Annotated in this window: 12 protein-coding genes and 1 pseudogene; 9 read left to right on the top strand and 4 right to left on the bottom strand. The window is 69.5% G+C overall.

The annotated features are described in order from the left end of the window. Nucleotides 1–257: 257 nt before the first annotated feature. Both ABZV40_RS39270 and ABZV40_RS39265 read right to left on the bottom strand, forming a co-directional pair. On the bottom strand, nucleotides 258–2,420 hold the full coding sequence (locus ABZV40_RS39270; RefSeq protein ID WP_355454026.1) for an ATP-dependent RecD-like DNA helicase: 2,163 nt from the start codon (nucleotides 2,418–2,420) through the stop codon (nucleotides 258–260). Nucleotides 2,421–2,524: 104 nt separating this feature from the next. Continuing rightward, nucleotides 2,525–2,746, bottom strand: a pseudogene (locus tag ABZV40_RS39265) (carboxyl transferase domain-containing protein); the annotation flags it as partial. A gap of 316 nt (nucleotides 2,747–3,062) precedes the next feature. Between ABZV40_RS39265 and ABZV40_RS39260 the strand changes: the two are divergent. From ABZV40_RS39260 to ABZV40_RS39240, 5 genes are all read left to right on the top strand, one after another. Further along, nucleotides 3,063–3,752: a response regulator transcription factor gene (locus ABZV40_RS39260; protein ID WP_355454023.1), complete on the top strand. Its 690-nt coding sequence runs from the start codon at nucleotides 3,063–3,065 to the stop codon at nucleotides 3,750–3,752. Between the two features lie 23 nt (nucleotides 3,753–3,775). Further along, complete coding sequence (locus tag ABZV40_RS39255; RefSeq protein ID WP_355454097.1) at nucleotides 3,776–4,747, top strand: HAMP domain-containing sensor histidine kinase; 972 nt, start codon at nucleotides 3,776–3,778, stop codon at nucleotides 4,745–4,747. Nucleotides 4,748–4,821: 74 nt separating this feature from the next. After that, entirely contained in the window at nucleotides 4,822–6,657 is a 1,836-nt protein-coding gene (locus tag ABZV40_RS39250) for a DUF4173 domain-containing protein (protein ID WP_355454020.1), read from the top strand. A gap of 100 nt (nucleotides 6,658–6,757) precedes the next feature. Then, nucleotides 6,758–10,495 (top strand): Pls/PosA family non-ribosomal peptide synthetase, encoded by a 3,738-nt coding sequence (locus ABZV40_RS39245; protein WP_355454017.1) that lies wholly within the window; start codon nucleotides 6,758–6,760, stop codon nucleotides 10,493–10,495. Continuing rightward, the gene (locus tag ABZV40_RS39240) at nucleotides 10,492–11,691 is read left to right on the top strand and encodes a M1 family metallopeptidase (RefSeq protein WP_355454014.1); all 1,200 of its coding nucleotides are present in this window, start codon (nucleotides 10,492–10,494) and stop codon (nucleotides 11,689–11,691) included. Before ABZV40_RS39245 ends, ABZV40_RS39240 begins: the two co-directional genes overlap by 4 nt. A 32-nt stretch (nucleotides 11,692–11,723) precedes the next feature. Here ABZV40_RS39240 and ABZV40_RS39235 read toward each other — a convergent pair whose 3' ends face one another. After that, nucleotides 11,724–12,110, bottom strand: a complete 387-nt coding sequence (locus ABZV40_RS39235; protein ID WP_355454011.1) for a hypothetical protein — start codon at nucleotides 12,108–12,110, stop codon at nucleotides 11,724–11,726. A gap of 66 nt (nucleotides 12,111–12,176) precedes the next feature. Next, the gene (locus tag ABZV40_RS39230; RefSeq protein ID WP_355454008.1) at nucleotides 12,177–12,536 is read right to left on the bottom strand and encodes an Imm8 family immunity protein; all 360 of its coding nucleotides are present in this window, start codon (nucleotides 12,534–12,536) and stop codon (nucleotides 12,177–12,179) included. 115 nt (nucleotides 12,537–12,651) lie between these two features. Here ABZV40_RS39230 and ABZV40_RS39225 point away from each other — a divergent pair, with 115 nt between their 5' ends. From ABZV40_RS39225 to ABZV40_RS39210, 4 genes are read left to right on the top strand one after another with little or no spacing between them, the layout of a single operon-like run. Beyond that, nucleotides 12,652–13,731: a mechanosensitive ion channel family protein gene (locus ABZV40_RS39225; RefSeq protein WP_355454005.1), complete on the top strand. Its 1,080-nt coding sequence runs from the start codon at nucleotides 12,652–12,654 to the stop codon at nucleotides 13,729–13,731. Between the two features lie 47 nt (nucleotides 13,732–13,778). Beyond that, on the top strand, nucleotides 13,779–14,459 hold the full coding sequence (locus ABZV40_RS39220) for an alpha/beta hydrolase (protein ID WP_355454003.1): 681 nt from the start codon (nucleotides 13,779–13,781) through the stop codon (nucleotides 14,457–14,459). Further along, nucleotides 14,456–15,802 (top strand): MFS transporter, encoded by a 1,347-nt coding sequence (locus ABZV40_RS39215; protein WP_355454000.1) that lies wholly within the window; start codon nucleotides 14,456–14,458, stop codon nucleotides 15,800–15,802. Before ABZV40_RS39220 ends, ABZV40_RS39215 begins: the two co-directional genes overlap by 4 nt. Before the next feature lie 4 nt (nucleotides 15,803–15,806). Then, nucleotides 15,807–16,178, top strand: coding sequence for a hypothetical protein (locus tag ABZV40_RS39210; protein ID WP_355453997.1), 372 nt, complete (start codon nucleotides 15,807–15,809; stop codon nucleotides 16,176–16,178). Nucleotides 16,179–16,299 lie beyond the last annotated feature (121 nt).

Below are 16,299 nucleotides of genomic sequence, written 5' to 3'. Positions count from 1 at the left end.
GTCGCCCGCGAGGAACACCCGGCCGGACCGGTACCGCTCGGCCTGCCGGGTGGCGTCGCCGAACCGGGGGCGCCCTTCATCCACGACAAGGGGCGCGCTTGGCCAGACATGTCGGACACACCGGTCATCGGAGTAGCGCGCGGCCACTTCGGCGGACGGCGAACAGGTTGGGTGCGGTCAGCGGCGTTCGATCATGAGTTGGCGGTACTTGCAGACGTTTGGCCGGGCGGTTGGAGCGCGGGAGGGCCCGCGTGCGGTCAGGAAGTGCGCAGGCGGTGGGCCAGGGCGGTGTGGCGGCGGCCCGCGCCGACGGTGCGGACGGCTTGGCCGATCGCGCGTTTCGAGCCCACCAGCACGACCAGCTTCTTCGCGCGCGTCACGGCGGTGTAGAGCAGGTTGCGCTGCAACATCATCCACGCGCTGGTCGTGATCGGGATGACCACGCACGGGTACTCGCTGCCCTGCGACCGGTGGATGGTCATGGCGTACGCGTGGCTGAGCTCGTCCAGCTCGGAGAAGTCGTAGTCGACGTCTTCGTCCTCGTCGGTGCGGATGGTCAGCTTCTGCTCGACGGGATCCAATGCGGTGACGACGCCCAACGTGCCGTTGAAGACGCCGTTCTTGCCCTTGTCGTAGTTGTTGCGGATCTGGGTGACCTTGTCACCGACCTTGAACACCCGGCCGCCGAAGCGCTTCTCCGGCAGGTTGTCGCGGGACGGCGTCAGGGCCTCCTGGAGCACGGTGTTCAACGCGCCCGCGCCGGCCGGGCCGCGGTGCATCGGCGCGAGGACCTGGATGTCCTTGCGCGGGTCGAGCCGGAACTTGCGCGGGATGCGGTTCGCGACGACGTCGACGGTCATCGTGGCCGCTTCCTCGGCCTCGTCGGCGCTGAAGAGGAAGAAGTCGGGAAGTCCCTGCACCAGCGGGTAGTCGCCGCTGTTGATGCGGTGCGCGTTCGTGACGACGCCGGACTCCTGGGCCTGGCGGAAGATGTGCGTCAGCCGGACGTGCGGGATCGGGCTTCCTTCCGCCAGCACGTCTCTGAGCACCTCCCCCGCGCCCACTGACGGCAGCTGGTCGACGTCGCCCACGAGCAGCAGGTGAGCGCCGGGCGGAACGGCCTTCACGAGTTTGTTGGCGAGCAACAGGTCGAGCATCGAGGCCTCGTCGACCACGACCAGGTCGGCGTCGAGCGGGTGGTCGCGGTCGTAGGCCGCGTCGCCGCCCGGCTTCAGCTCCAGCAGGCGGTGGACCGTGCGGGCTTCGTGGCCGGTCAGCTCGGTGAGGCGCTTGGCGGCCCGGCCGGTGGGCGCGGCCAGGACGATCTTGGCCTTCTTGGCCTGCGCGAGCCGGACGATCGAGCGGACGGTGAAGCTCTTGCCGCAGCCCGGCCCGCCGGTCAGCACCGCGACCTTCTGCGTCAGCGCGAGCTTGACCGCTGCCGCCTGGTGTTCCTCGAGGTCCGTGCCGAGCCAGGCGAAGGCCTTGTCCCAGTTGACGTCCCGGAAGCTCGGCATCCGGTCGGTGTCGGCGTGCAGCAGGCGTTTGAGCTGCGCGGCCATCGAGATCTCCGCGCGGTGGAACGGGATCAGGTAGATCGCGACCTCGTCGTCCGGGAACTCCTCGCGGACGACGCCTTCCTCCTCGACCAGCTCGGCGAGGCACTCGATGACCAGGCCCGCGTCCACCTGGAGGATCTTGATGGCCTCCGCGATCAGGGACTGCTCGGGCAGGTAGCAGTTGCCGTCGGTGGTGGCCTCGGACAACGTGAACTGCAGGCCCGCCTTGACGCGTTGCGGGCTGTCGTGCGGGATGCCGACGGCCTTCGCGATGACGTCCGCGGTCTTGAAACCGATGCCCCAGACGTCGTTCGCCAGGCGGTACGGCTCCTCCCTGACGACCTCGATGGCCTTGTCCGCGTACTGCTTGTAGATCCGGACGGCCAGCGACGTCGAGACGCCGACGCCCTGCAGGAAGACCATGACCTCCTTGATGGCCTTCTGCTCCTCCCACGCCTCCGCGATGAGCTTGGTGCGCTTCGGGCCGAGCTTCGGGACCTCGATCAGGCGCTCCGGCTCGTTCTCGATGACGTCCAGCGCGGCGACCCCGAAGTGCGTGACGATCTTGTCCGCGAGCACCGGGCCGATGCCCTTGATCAGGCCGGAGCCCAGGTAGCGGCGGATGCCCTGGATCGTCGCGGGCAGGATCGTCGTGTAGTCGTCGACGTGGAACTGCTTGCCGTACTGCGGATGCGAGCCCCAGCGGCCGCGCATGCGGATCGACTCGCCCGGCTGGGCGCCGAGCAGCGCGCCGACGACCGTGACGAGGTCGCCGCGGCCGGTGTCGACCTTCGCGACCGTGTAGCCGTTGTCCTCGTTGGCGTAGGTGATCCTCTCCAGGACCGCTTCGAGGACGTTCATGAACCGAACTTACAGAACGCCTCCACCATGGCGCGGCGGGTGGCGCGCGGGTCGACGAAGGAGGAGCAGGCCGTCTCGGCGATCATCGTGACGTGTGCGGGGCCCGTGACCAGGGTGATCCTGGGAACGACGCTCTCCGTGAACGCGTGCAGCAGTGCGCCACCGTGCATCTCCCCGCCGGGTTGCGGTGAGCCGGCGATCGCGATGATCGGGATGCCGAACGCGTCGCACAGGCGCACGAACCGGGCGCCTCTCTCGGCTGCTTCGGCGTCGAGCGGGCCGGATTCCTCGACGACGCCGACCGTGCGGCCACCGAGCCTGCCCAGGCTGGTCTTGAGGGCGTGGCCGTCGCCGAGTCTCAGCGGGACGGCGTCGAGGAGCTGGTCCGCGTCCGCGGGCTCGCTGAACGTCCCCTGCCTGCTGAGGAGCTCGACGACCTGGCGGGCTTCCTCTTCGTCGGTCACGAGAGTGTCGGCGATCGCCGGGAGCCCGTCCATGTTCGGAGCCTAATCAAATCGTTCGCTTTGTTAACAGTGCACTCGTTCCACCGACCGGTAATTGAGCGGTAACTGTGCGATGTCTGCACACGATCTTCACAACTTGTCCCGGCGTCCTCCACGACATGCCCATAAAGTCGCCGTCATGACAGGTCAGCGCCGGGTGCTCGTCGTGGAGGACGACATCACGATCGCCGAGTCCGTGGCCGCACGGCTGCGCGCGGAGGGGTTCGTGGTGGCGGTGGCTCACGACGGGCCGTCGGGGGTCGCCACGGCCGCTTCGTTCACGCCCGACCTGGTCGTTCTGGACGTGATGCTGCCGGGGTTCGACGGTCTCGAGGTGTGCCGGCGGATCCAGGCGTCGCGTTCGGTGCCGGTGCTGATGCTGACCGCGCGGGGGGACGAGACCGATCTGCTGGTCGGGCTCGCCGTGGGGGCCGACGACTACCTGACCAAGCCGTTCTCGATGCGCGAGCTGGCGGCACGGGTGCACGTGCTGCTGCGCCGGGTGTCGCGGGCGGTCGCCTCGCGGTCGATGGAACTCGGCGACCTGGTGATCGACCTGGCGGCCCGGCGGGTGTCGCGGTCGGGCGTGGAGGCGCACCTGACGCCCACCGAGTACGACCTGCTGGTGTTCCTGGCCGAGCGGCCTTCCGCCGTGCAGGCGCGGGAACGGCTGCTGGCGGAGGCGTGCGGGTGGCACGAGGGTGCGTCGTCGCGGACGGTCGACAGCCACGTGAAGGCGTTGCGGCGCAAGCTCGGCGCCGACCTGATCCGGACCGTGCACGGGGTGGGGTACGCGCTGGAGGTTCCCCAGAAGAAGGTGTCCCGGTGAAGACCTTGCTGGGCTGGTTGGACATGCTGCCGCGGCCGTTGGACTCGGTGCGGTCGATCAAGCTCAAGCTCGGGATCGTCATCGTGGTGTCGGGGTGCGTGTCGTTCGCCTACTTCCGGTACGTGACGGGGTGGTTGCCGGCGCGCACGACGCTCATCGCGCTGGTGCTGGGCCTGTTGACGTCGCAGCTGCTCGCGCACGGCATGACGTCGCCGTTGCGGGAGATGACGTCGGCGGCCCGGTCGATGGCGTCCGGCGACTACTCGCGGTCGGTGCGGGCGACGTCGTCGGACGAGGTCGGGCAGCTGGCCGAGGCGTTCACCGTGATGGCGTCCGACCTCGCTGCCGCCGACCAGCAACGACGTGAGCTGATCGCGAACGTGTCGCACGAGCTGCGGACGCCGATCTCGGCGTTGCAGGCCGTGCTGGAGAACGTGGTCGACGGGGTGGCCGTCGCCGACGCGGCCACCATGAAGACCGCGCTGGCCCAGACCGAACGGCTGGGGCGGCTGGTCACCGAGCTGCTGGACCTGTCGAAGATCGACGCCGGGGTGCTGTCGCTCAACCGCGAGACGCTGTCGGTGTCGTCCCTGGTCGCCGACGTGGTGGCCGAGGCGGCGGTGGCGGCTCCGGCGGCGTCGTTCTCGATCGACGTGCCCGGCGACCTGCTGGTGCTGGCCGACGGGGAACGGCTGCACCAGGTGCTCGTGAACCTGGTGGACAACGCTGCCCGGCACGGCCCCACCGGGGGGTTGGTGTCCGTGTCGGGGTACGCGGCCGGTTCAGGGGTGGTGCTGGAGGTCCGGGACGAGGGGCCGGGGATCGCCCCCGCCGACCGGTCGCGGATCTTCGAGAGGTTCACCCGAGGGGAGAGGGCGGGCGGTGGTGGGACCGGACTCGGTCTCGCCATCGCCCGGTGGGTGGTGGACCTGCACGGCGGGACGATCGCCGTGGTGGACCCCGGATCGTGCATCCGGGTGACCTTGCCTCGCTGACTTCTTGGTTCTTGTTCGCACCGCACGGCGGTGTGACGGTGAAGCGCGCCCGTTTTCGGGCTTGGGAGAGGGAAATGTCTGACTCTGACTCGAATTCTGCTCGGCGGCGGTACCGGAACTTCCGGAGGGTCGGGTACCGGCCGGTGGCGGCCGGCTCGGTGGAGCCCGAAGAGGTGGAGGAGCCTGTCGGCGCTGCGGGCGCCGAAGCCGCAGAGGACGCCGGCGAGGCCGAAACCGCTGAGGGCCCAGAGGCCGCGGCGGAGCCCGAGGCAGGCTCGCGCAGGGGTACCCCCGAGCCGGGAACCCCTGCAACTCAACCTAGCGGTGGGGTCCGACAAGATCAGCCCGCGAGCGGAGGCCCTGCTCAGGCGCCACCGCCCGCCCAGGTCGCCACCGCCACCCTGCCCCCGCCCTCACCCTGGCAGGGCCCGCCCCGCTACCCCGCCGCCGGCCCGGTCGTCGTCCCCGCGCCCGGCGTCCCGCTGCTGCCATGGTGGACCCCGCCCGCGGACCCGGCCCCGGCGAAGGTGCTCGTCGCCGGCCTCGTCGCGGGCCTCGCCGGCGCGTTGCTCGTCCCGGCGAACAACGGCATCGGCTGGTTCCTGGCGGGGCTGTTCGGCGTCGGCGCGGTCCTCTTCCACGCGGGCAAGCCGTCGGTCGAGCGGGCCCTCTGGCTGGCCGGCGCGCTCGCGTTCCTCGCGATGGGTTTCCTGCGCGCGGCCGAGTGGATCTTCCCGCTGTGCGTCCTCGCCTCGTTCCTGTGCGGCTCGATCGCCATGGCGGGCGGCAGGACCGTGCGCGGGCTCGTCTTCGGCGCGCTCGGTGTCGCGCTCGGTGGGCTGAGGTCGATCCCCTGGGTGGCCAAGGGACTCAGCAGGCGCGGGCCGATCGGCATCCGCCCGCTCATCTCCGCCGGGGTCGCGCTGGTGTTGCTGCTGATCTTCGGGTCGCTGCTCGCCGGGGCGGACCAGGGGTTCAGCCACTTCCTCGAAGGTCTGGTGCCGGACCTCGAAGTCGGCGTGTACGTGCGGATGGCGTTCTTCGGTGGTGTGGCGGCGTTCGGCGCGTTGGGGGCGTGCTACCTCGTGGCGGCGCCCGCGCACATCGACGAGGACGCGCAGGGCAAGCCGGGTTCGTTGCGGGTCAAGGACTACGCGCTGCCGGTGGGTGTTCTCGTGGTGCTGTTCGCCGGGTTCGTGGGCACGCAGCTCGCGGTTCTGTTCGGTGGCGAGGAGTACGTGATGGAGACGGCGGGCGTGACGTTCGCCGAGTACGCGCGGTCCGGGTTCTGGCAGCTGCTGTGGGTCTCGATCCTGGCGCTCGGCGTCATCGCCGGGGTGGCGCACTTCGCGGCGAAGAAGACGGCGCGGGAACAGTTGTGGCTGCGGGTCCTGCTCGGGTCGCTCGCGGTGCTGACGCTGGTGATCGTGGCGAGTGCGTTGAGCCGCATGTGGTTCTACCAGCAGGCGTACGGGTGGACGGTGCTGCGGCTGCTCGTCGCGTCGTGCGAGGTGTGGCTCGCCGTCGTCTACCTGATGGTGATCGCGGGCGGGATCTCGTTGCGCGCCAACTGGTTGCCGAAGGCGATCGTCGGCACCGGGTCGGCGTTCCTGCTCGCGGTGATGGTGATGAACCCCGAACGAGTGGTCGCCGACTACAACGTGTCGCGGTTCGAAACCACGCAGAAGATCGACACGGGGTACCTCGCGACACTGTCGGAGGACGCGGTGCCCGCGCTCGTTCGGCTGCCCGACCACGAACGCACGTGTGCCTTGCGGTGGTTGAAGAACCGCGACGTCGAGCAGGACTGGCGCGACTTCAACCTGGCGCGGCACAACGCGAAGAAGTCACTCGAAGGTGTTGCGGTGACTGACACCACCTGTGAGTCGGCTTACCCGGGAGACAGGTAGTCCGTTAACTCAAGGTAAAGTGGCTGGTCCACAAGTTGCCGAGAGGGTGAGAAGTGACGCTGTCGTGACCGTTGCGGCCGAACCCGTTGTTCTTCGATCGATGTTCACGGCAGGGAATGCGCCCACCCCGCGCACACTGCTGGACATCTTGCGCGCGAGTGCCGAACAGCACCCGAACGCGCCGGCCGTCGACGACGGCACCACCGCGCTCACCTACCGCGCGCTGATCACCGAAGTGCTGGAACTGTCGGAAAAACTGGCCGCCGAGGGCATCGGGGTCGGCGACCGCGTCGGCGTCCGCGTGCCGTCCGGAACGGTCGACCTCTACGTCTCGATCCTGGCCACCCTCGCGGCGGGCGCGGCGTACGTGCCCGTCGACTTCGAGGACCCGGACGAGCGCGCGGAGCTCGTTTTCGGTGAAGCACAAGTGAGTGCCGTGCTCGGCGAAGGCCGATCCCTTGTGCTGCACGGCACTCCGCTGGGGCAGCCGGGCGAGCCCGGTCTCGACGACGACGCGTGGGTCATCTTCACGTCCGGCTCCACCGGCAAGCCCAAGGGCGTCGCCGTGACGCACCGCAACGCCGCCGCGTTCGTGGACGCCGAGGCACGGCTCTTCCTGCGGGACGAGCCGATCGGCCCGGACGACCGCGTGCTGGCCGGACTTTCCGTCGCGTTCGACGCCTCCTGCGAGGAGATGTGGCTCGCGTGGCGCCACGGCGCGTGTCTGGTGCCCGCGCCGCGTTCGTTGGTGCGCACCGGAATGGACCTCGGCCCGTGGCTGGTCGAGCAGGAGATCACCGTCGTCTCCACGGTTCCGACGCTGGCCGCGCTGTGGCCGGTCGAGGCGCTGGACGACGTGCGGCTGCTGATCTTCGGTGGCGAGGCCTGCCCGCCCGAGCTGGCCGAGCGTCTCGCCGTGGAGGGCCGCGAGGTCTGGAACACCTACGGCCCAACGGAAGCGACCGTCGTGGCCTGCGCCGCGCGGATGACCGGTGAAGGTCCCGTGCGCATCGGTCTGCCGTTGGACGGCTGGGAGCTCGTCGTGGTGGACGCGGCGGGCGAGGTCGTGCCGATGGGCGAGCCCGGCGAACTGGTGATCGGTGGCGTCGGGCTGGCGCGCTACCTGGACCCCGCGAAGGACGCCGAGAAGTACGCGCCGCTGCCGTCGATGGGCTGGGACCGCGCGTACCGCAGCGGTGACGTGGTCCGCGCCGAACCGGAAGGCCTGGTGTTCCTGGGCCGCGCGGACGAGCAGATCAAGCTCGGCGGCCGCCGCATCGAGCTGGGCGAGGTCGACGCGGCCCTGCTCGCGCTCGACGGTGTGGCCGGTGCCGCTGCCGCCGTGCGCACGACGCGCGGTGGCAACCAGATCCTCGTCGGTTACGTCGTGATCGACGGCGAGTTCGACCAGGCCGCCGCGGTCGAGCGGTTGCGGGGCGAGCTGCCCGCGGCCCTGGTGCCGTTGATCGCGGTCGTCGACACGTTGCCGACGCGCACGTCCGGCAAGGTCGACCGGGCCGCGCTGCCGTGGCCGCTGGCGTCGATGGACACCGCGGGCGCGGTGTTCTCCGGCCTGGAGGGCTGGCTGGCCGAGCAGTGGGCCGCCGTGCTGGGTTCCGGACCGGCGTCCGAGGACGCGGACTTCTTCGCGTCCGGCGGCAGCTCGCTGTCCGCGGCGCAGCTCGTCTCGCTGGTGCGCACGCGCTACCCGAGCACGTCCGTGTCGGACATCTACCAGAACACGACGCTGCACGAGCTGGCGCGCCGCCTGGAGTCGTACGGCGCCACGGCCGAGGTGCGCGAGGTCGCGCCGACGCCGCGGTGGACCGGTGTGCTGCAGACGTTGCTGATGATCCCGCTGCTGACCGTCTCCGGTGCGCGGTGGGTCGTCGCGCTGACGGCGTTGTCGAACGTGCTGGGCTGGACTTCCGTGTCCTGGTGGTGGGTCGTCGCCGGGTGGGCGGTGTTCATCTCACCGGCCGGACGTCTCGCGATCTCGGCCGGTGGCGCCCGTCTGCTGCTGCGTGGCGTGAGGCCGGGCACCTACCCGCGCGGCGGCTCTGTCCACATGCGACTGTGGGCCGCCGAGATGCTGGCGCAGCTGTCGCGCGCCACCGAGCTTTCCGGCTCGTGGGTCACGCACTACGCGCGGGCGCTGGGCGCGAAGATCGGCTCCGGTGTCGACCTGCACTCGCTGCCACCCGTCACCGGCATGCTGAAGGTGGGCCGCGGTGCCGCGGTCGAACCCGAGGTGGACCTGTCCGGCTGGTGGCTCGACGGCGACCGCCTGATCCTGGGCCGCATCCGGATCGGCGCGGGCGCGACCGTCGGTGCGCGCAGCACGCTGTTCCCCGGTGCCCGCATCGGCAAGCGAGCCGAGGTGGCACCCGGTTCGGGCGTCTCCGGTTCGGTGCCGACGGGTCAGCGCTGGGCCGGTGTGCCCGCGATCCGCGAGAGCAAGGCCGAGCGTTCGTTCCCGTCGCGCCGCCCGTCCCGGTCGTACTTCTGGAACCTCATGTACGGCTTCTCGTCCGGCCTGCTGGGCGCGCTGCCGTTGCTCGCGGCCGCCCCCGCCGTGCTGTACGTGCTGCGGCGGCCCGTGACGCTCGTTTCCGCGCTGTGGGACGTGCCGGTCGCGTCCGCGATCTGGTTCGGCTCGTACGCACTGCTGGTGCTGGTTTCCGTGCGGTTGCTGGGCATCGGCATGCGCGAGGGCCACTACCCCGTGCACAGCCGCGTCGCGTGGCAGGCGTGGACGACCGAACGCCTGATGAACAACGCGCGTTCGGCGCTGTTCCCGCTGTACGCCTCGCTGTTCACGCCGGTGTGGCTGCGCCTGCTCGGCATGAAGGTCGGCCGCCGCGTCGAGGCGTCCACCGTGGTCGCTCTGCCGAAGATGACCCGCGTGGGCGACGGCGCTTTCCTGGCCGACGACACGATGGTCGCGTCCTACGAGCTCGGCGGCGGCTGGCTGCGCATCGCCACGGCCCGCGTGGGCAAGCGCGCGTTCCTGGGCAACTCGGGCATGACCGCACCCGGCCGCGCCGTGCCCAAGGGCGGCCTCGTCGGCGTGCTGTCCGCCGCCCCGAAGCGCGCCAAGGCCGGGTCGTCCTACCTGGGCATGCCGCCGATGAAGCTGCCGCGGGCGGCCGAGGTGTCCGACCAGTCGCGCACGTTCGACCCGCCGCGGCACCTGATGTGGGCGCGGGCGCTGGTGGAGCTCTGCCGGTTCGTCCCGGTGATGCTGAACGTCGCGCTGGTCGTGCTCGTGCTGTTCGCCTTGAAGGAGTTCGGGCTCTGGTGGTCCGGTGTCGTGCTGCTGGGCGCCGGTGTCACGGCCTGTCTGGTCGCCGTGGTGGCCAAGTGGGTGCTCGTGGGCCGCTTCAAGGTGCGTGAGTACCCGCTGTGGTCGGCGTTCGTGTGGCGCAACGAACTGGCGGACACGTTCGTCGAGGTGCTCGCGGTGCCGTGGCTGGTCGGGTTCTCCGGCGGCACGCCGATCATGAACCTGTGGCTGCGCGCGCTGGGCGCTTCGGTCGGCCGCGGCGTGTGGTGCGAGTCGTACTGGCTGCCCGAGGCCGACCTGGTGACGCTGGGTGCCGGCGCGTCGGTCAACCGCGGCTGCGTCGTGCAGACGCACCTGTTCCACGACCGCATCCTGCGCATGGACCGCGTTGTTCTCGGCTCCGGCGCCACGCTGGGCCCGCACGGCATCGTCCTGCCGGGCGCGTCCGTCGGTTCCGACACCACGATCGGACCCGCCTCGCTGGTGATGCGCGGAGAGGATGTACCGTCGGGAACCCGTTGGCTGGGCAACCCGATCTCCGCGTGGACATGAGCTTCTCGGTACACCACTACGCACTGGAGCTTGACTACAAGCCGCACTCCGCACGTCTCTCGGGACGTGCGGTGCTGCAGGCTTCGTGCGTTTCGCTGTCGTCGTTCGAGCTGTCCTTCGGTTCGTTGCGGATCTCGAAACTTCTCGTGAACGGCAAGCCCGCCCGCTATGTGCACGCGGGCGGCAAGCTGCGCATCCGCGCCGCGGTACGCGGCTCGTTCTCGGTCGAGGTCCGCTACTCCGGCACGCCGGTGCCGGTGTCCACGCCGGAGTGGGGCGACCTCGGCTGGGACGAGCTCACCGACGGTTCGATCGTCGCCTCGCAACCGATCGGCGCGCCGTCGTGGTTCCCGTGCCTGGACGAGCCCGCGTCGAAGGCGTCCTACCTGCTCGACGTGACCGCGCCTTCGTCCTATGTGGTCGTGTGCAACGGCGTGCTGGTCGACGGCAAGGTGTCGGGCAGCACGACGCGCTGGGTGTACTCGATGGCCGCCCCGATGGCCACCTACCTGGCGACCGTCCAGATCGGCCAGTACGTCGAGGCGCTGCCAGGTGTCTGGGCGCCTGAACGGCTGCGCAAGCTCGTGGCGCACGACTTCGCCCGGCAGAACCAGATGATCTCGCTGTTCTCGTCGCTCTTCGGCCCCTACCCGTTCGCCCGCTACTCGGTCGTGGTGACCGACGACGAGCTGGACGTCCCGGTCGAGGCCCAGGGGCTGTCGACGTTCGGAGCCAACCACGTCGACGGCCGCCGGGGTTCCGAACGGCTGGTGGCGCACGAACTGGCCCACCAGTGGTTCGGCAACTCCGTCGGCATCGCGGCGTGGGAGCACATCTGGCTCAACGAGGGCTTCGCGTGCTACTCGGAATGGTTGTGGTCGGAGGCCTCCGGCGGCCGTTCCGCGGACGCCTGTGCTGCCGCGGCGCGGGATCTGCTGACGCGGTTGCCGCAGGACCTGGTGATCGGGCGGCCTGGCCGGGCCGACTGGTTCGACGACCGGGTCTACAAGCGCGGAGCTTTAACGTTGCACACGTTGCGGCGCGCGATGGGGGACGACTCCTTCTTCGCGCTGCTGCGGGAGTGGTGCACGCGGAACCGGCACGGTGTGGTGACCACCGAGGACTTCCTGTCGCTGGCGGGGCACCGCGATCTGCTCACGCGGTGGCTGTTCGAGCCCGCGCTGCCCGCGTCCTGACCTACCGCACGGGTTCGCACGTGAGTGAGCGTTCAGGTTTGATACGGGTAGAGACGGATTTCGGGAACCCGGAAGGAGATCAGGTTTCCCTCGGGAAGATCGGCCCTCCGGTTCAGGATTTCCACGTACATGATGTGCGGCCCCATCCGCACGATCACGACCGTGTCGTCACCGTCGTGGACCTGCTCGACCTGACACCTGATCCACACTGCAGCGCCGGGTTCGGCAGCCCCGGACAGAGCTGCCTCTCCTGAGCCCTCCGCCTTCCATTCCTCGACCTGGGGAAGACTGAACTCGACGTCGAACTGTCCCGTCCGGACATCCGGGTTCGTCCAGCGTCCGGACGCCGAGCCGAAGTCGGAGCTGAAGAAGACCCATCCTCGCGAGGGATCCAGGACTTCCAGGACATCGATGCGCATCTCGCTCCTCAGGGCATGGATCTCGCGATCCTCTCACCTGGACAGACGTCAGCGTCTGCTGACACCTCACTTCTGCCGGCCGTAGTCCTCGAACTCGTAGTACCCGAGACGGCTCAGGCGCTCGGCCACGTCGGCCCACGACGCACCCTCCGTCCGCTCGATCGCCGTTCGAACCGAATCGAGGATCTCACCGATCCTGGACGTGCTGACGATCACGAGCGACCGGCCGAAGAGGACCCGCTGCGACGACATCGTCGAAGCCAGGCTCGCGAGAGTGCACACGTTGAACTGCACCGACTCCTCCCCCTCGCCGTCCGCAGGCCCTACGAGTGCCTGGAGCAGGAAGGAGAAGTCGTCCGGATCGTCTGGACGGAAGTCCTCCAGGTCCACGTCCGGGCTGATGAAGGCCCGCACAGCCGCTCTCATGCCGCGATCCTCTCACCTGGACAGACGTCCGCGCCTGCCCGTTTCGTGAGCGGGCTCATGGTGTTCCCCTCCCCGAACGCCGGGTATCCGAACCTGTTACGGGAGGAGGAACAACGTGCTGTTCGTGGTGCTCGGCTGTTCGATCGCCTTCGCACTCCTGGCCGTGGAAGTGATTCACCGCCTGGTCCGCCGCTTCACCCACAGCGGCAAGATGTACCGGCCCGGTCAGCTGTTCGGGGCGTTGCTGGCCACGCAGATAAGTCTCAGCGTCTACCCGATGCACGCCCCGATCACCCTGCACGTCCTCGGCATCGCGCTGATCCTGGCCGGGGCGTGGTTGCTTTCGGCGTTCATCAGCACCCTGGTGGACATCTCGCTGTCGCGCATCAGGACCGACGTCACGGACAACCGGCACGCGCGGCGCGTCCACACGCAGATCACGCTGGTCCGGCGGCTGGTGCTGGTGGTCATCGGGGTGCTGGCGGTCGGCGCGATCCTGATGACCTTCCCCGGTGCGCGGGCGGTCGGGTCGACCGTGCTGGCGTCCGCGGCGGTCATCGGTGCGGTGGCGGCGTTCTCCGCGCAGTCGTTGCTGGGCAACCTGATCTCAGGGCTGCAGATCGCGTTCAGCGACGCGGTGCGGCTCGATGACGTTGTGGTGGTCGAAGGCGAGTGGGGGCGTGTTGAGGACATCACGCTGACGTACGTGGTGCTGCACCTGTGGGACGACCGGCGGCTCGTCCTGCCCACCTCGTACTTCCTCAAGACCCCCTTCGAGAACTGGACGCGCACGCAGTCGGCGTTGCTGGGGACCGTGGAGCTCGATCTGGACTGGACCGTGCCGGTGGAGGCCATGCGGCAGGAGATGCGGTCCATGTTGGAGGGCAACGACCTGTGGGACGGGAGGGTGTCCGTGTTGCAGGTGACGACGGCCACGCAGGGTTTCGTGCGGGTCAGGGCGCTGGTCAGCGCCGCCGACGCCGGAAAGCTGTGGGACCTGCGGTGCCTGGTCCGCGAGCACCTCGTCGACTGGGTGCAGCGGCACCACAACAGCGCGTTGCCGCAGGTCAGGACGCGGGCCGTCACGGGGACCAAGAGGCTGCAACCCACCAGCGACCAGCACACGGACGCGCGGGTGTTCGGCGAGAGCGTGGACGGGGCGCAGCGGGAGCAAGCGTTTGCGGGGCCCAGGTAGAAACGGTCCACGCCTCGACGCTTGCGTCGATCCGTACCGTCGATGACATGAACGTGATCGTGCACGGTGGACAGAACGTCGCGGCGGACTGGGACCAGGTCAAGGCGCTGCTGGAACCCGCCGAAGTACCGCAACGGCGCGGGCGCGGCGGGGTCCCGCTGCCCGGCGACTACAGCCTGCGCACCGAGGTCGAGGACCTGCACGAGGTCCTGGACCGGCACACCAGCCCGACGCTCATCGGGCACAGCTACGGCGGGCTCATCGCCCTGCTGACCGCCCAGGAACGGGACGACCTCAAGGCGCTCGTGCTGTACGACCCGCCGTTGCGCCTGGACAGCGCCGCGATCGAGAGGTTCGGGCAGGCCCTGCGCGCGGGGGACCGAGATCGAGCGCTGGAGATCATGGTCTCCGAGATCGCGGGCGAGCACCCGTTCCGCGACACCAACCCGCAGCGGTGGCTCGAGGCGCAGGACCTGCTCGACACGACGTTCGAGGAGCTGAAGGAGATCGACGCCTACCGCTACCAGCCGCCGAAGCTGCAGGTCCCGGTCACGGTCATCGTGGGCGAGCGCACCGACCACATCTTCGGGCCCGCCGCGCGGGAGCTCGTGCGGGACACCGGCGGCACGTTCGTCACGCTCAAGGGCGAAGGGCACGTGGCACATCGCGCGAACCCCGAACTTCTGGCCGCGACGATCCGTGAGGCATCCACGACACTAGCTGCATGAGAACCGGGGATCAGGTCGTCCAGAGCCTGCCGTGGCGGTGGCGCGCGCAGGGCACCATCTTCGTCATCGGCGGGCTCGGGTTCCTGTTCGACGCGTGGGACGTCACGCTCAACGCGTTCCTGATTCCGCTGGTCAGCGCCGAATGGGGGGTGAGCCTCGGCGAACGCGGGTGGGTCGGCACGGCGAACCTGATCGGCATGGCCGTGGGGGCGTTCGCGTGGGGTGCGATCGCGGACACCATCGGGCGCAAGAAGGCGTTCAGCCTCACGATCCTGATGTTCTCGATCTTCACCGTGGCCGGCGCCGCGTCGCAGGACTTCGTGACGTTCTGCGCGTTCCGGTTCCTCGCCGGAGTGGGCCTGGGCGGGTGCATTCCGGTGGACTTCGCGCTGGTCGGCGAGTTCACACCGGCCAGGGTGCGCGGCCGGGTGCTGGCGGCGATGGACGGGTTCTGGCCGCTGGGGGCCACGCTGTGCGGGCTCACCGCGACCTACCTCGCCGGCCTGGGCAGCTGGCGGTTCCTCATGCTCACGATGGTGCTGCCCGCGTTGCTGCTGTTCTGGGTCCGGCGCGGCATCCCGGAATCGCCGATGTTCCTCGTCGCGAAAGGCCGTCCGGACGAGGCCAAGAAGGTCGTCGACGACCTGGTCGCGAAGACCGGGGAGCCGCCGCAGCAGTGGCGGCTCCCCGACCCGCAGCAGGTGCAACGCCTCTCCCCCAAAGCCATGTTCACGCAGCTCAAGGACATCTGGCGGTTCGACCCGCGGCGCACGGGCGCGATGTGGCTGATGTTCCTCGCCGTGTTCCTGCTGTACTACGGCGCCGTCACGTGGCTGCCGAGCATTCTCAAGGCGCAGGGGTACGGGACGTACGCGGCGTTCATGGTCACGACGGGGACCGTGGCGGTGGGCGTCGTGGCCGCGCTGATCAGCGCCTGGCTCGTGGACGTGTTCGGCCGCAAGTGGGTCATCGCGGTGACCGCGCCGCTCGCGTCGGTCGCCCTGGTCATGTTCGCGGTGCAGATCAACGTCGGCACGGCCGCGAAGGCGTGGATCACGCTCTACGGGATGCTGATCCAGATCGCGATCCCCGCCCTGTACGCGTTCGCGCCCGAGCTCTACCCGACGCGGCTGCGGGCCAGCGGGTTCGGCTGGGCCTCGACGATCAGCCGGATCGGGGCCGGGTTCGTGCCGGTGCTGTTCGGCGCGATCCTGTGGCCGCGACTGGGGCTGCCGGTGACGTTCGCGGTCATCGGTGTCGTGGTGGTCGGCGGGGTGGTCATGATGATGCTCACCGTGCCGGAGACGAAGATGCAACCGCTCGCCGAGGCCGTTCCGTCCTAGGCGCATGAGAAGACCGCTCGCCGTCGCGTTCTGCGCGCTGGCTCTCGGCAGCTGTGGTACGAACGGGACCCCAACCGTGCCGTACGCGGAGGTCCCGGCCGTGGCTTCAGCAAAACCGGACAAGCTCCGGATCGAGCAGGCGAAACGCGACGGCCACCTCACCGTGCCACTGATGATCTCCGTGCAGCCGGGACGTGACGAGGAGGTCGAGCAGGCACTGACGAAGCTGGGCGCGACCGTCGAGTCGCGGGATCCCAGGATCGGCTACCTGCGGGCCGAGATGCCGGTGGACAAGGTGGAAGACGCGTACCTCATCACCGGTGTGTCCAAAGTGGACGTTGACGAGCCGTTGAGCAACAAGCTCCCTGAACCATGAACGGCTCTTTTGCCCACCTGAGGTGAACCTGGTGTTTTAACCAGGAGGCGCCTGGGCTTTGACATGGGCACGGCCACCGCTTGATCATCTTCGGGTTCCGCCAAGAACTCGAACTGAACAA

This window comes from Lentzea sp. NPDC004782, assembly GCF_040609115.1.
Classification (GTDB): domain Bacteria; phylum Actinomycetota; class Actinomycetes; order Mycobacteriales; family Pseudonocardiaceae; genus Lentzea.
This window is presented reverse-complemented; position numbering and strand designations above follow the sequence as displayed.

What these genes read in the sequence shown, in the direction of transcription:
- ABZV40_RS39210 (WP_355453997.1), top strand. Translation starts at nt 15,807, where the DNA reads ATGAGAAGACCGCTCGCCGTCGCGTTCTGCGCGCTGGCTCTCGGCAGC.
- ABZV40_RS39220 (WP_355454003.1), top strand. Translation starts at nt 13,779, where the DNA reads ATGAACGTGATCGTGCACGGTGGACAGAACGTCGCGGCGGACTGGGAC.
- ABZV40_RS39270 (WP_355454026.1), bottom strand. Translation starts at nt 2,420, where the DNA reads ATGAACGTCCTCGAAGCGGTCCTGGAGAGGATCACCTACGCCAACGAG.
- ABZV40_RS39250 (WP_355454020.1), top strand. Translation starts at nt 4,822, where the DNA reads ATGTCTGACTCTGACTCGAATTCTGCTCGGCGGCGGTACCGGAACTTC.
- ABZV40_RS39260 (WP_355454023.1), top strand. Translation starts at nt 3,063, where the DNA reads ATGACAGGTCAGCGCCGGGTGCTCGTCGTGGAGGACGACATCACGATC.
- ABZV40_RS39230 (WP_355454008.1), bottom strand. Translation starts at nt 12,536, where the DNA reads ATGAGAGCGGCTGTGCGGGCCTTCATCAGCCCGGACGTGGACCTGGAG.
- ABZV40_RS39235 (WP_355454011.1), bottom strand. Translation starts at nt 12,110, where the DNA reads ATGCGCATCGATGTCCTGGAAGTCCTGGATCCCTCGCGAGGATGGGTC.
- ABZV40_RS39215 (WP_355454000.1), top strand. Translation starts at nt 14,456, where the DNA reads ATGAGAACCGGGGATCAGGTCGTCCAGAGCCTGCCGTGGCGGTGGCGC.
- ABZV40_RS39255 (WP_355454097.1), top strand. Translation starts at nt 3,776, where the DNA reads ATGCTGCCGCGGCCGTTGGACTCGGTGCGGTCGATCAAGCTCAAGCTC.
- ABZV40_RS39240 (WP_355454014.1), top strand. Translation starts at nt 10,492, where the DNA reads ATGAGCTTCTCGGTACACCACTACGCACTGGAGCTTGACTACAAGCCG.
- ABZV40_RS39245 (WP_355454017.1), top strand. Translation starts at nt 6,758, where the DNA reads ATGTTCACGGCAGGGAATGCGCCCACCCCGCGCACACTGCTGGACATC.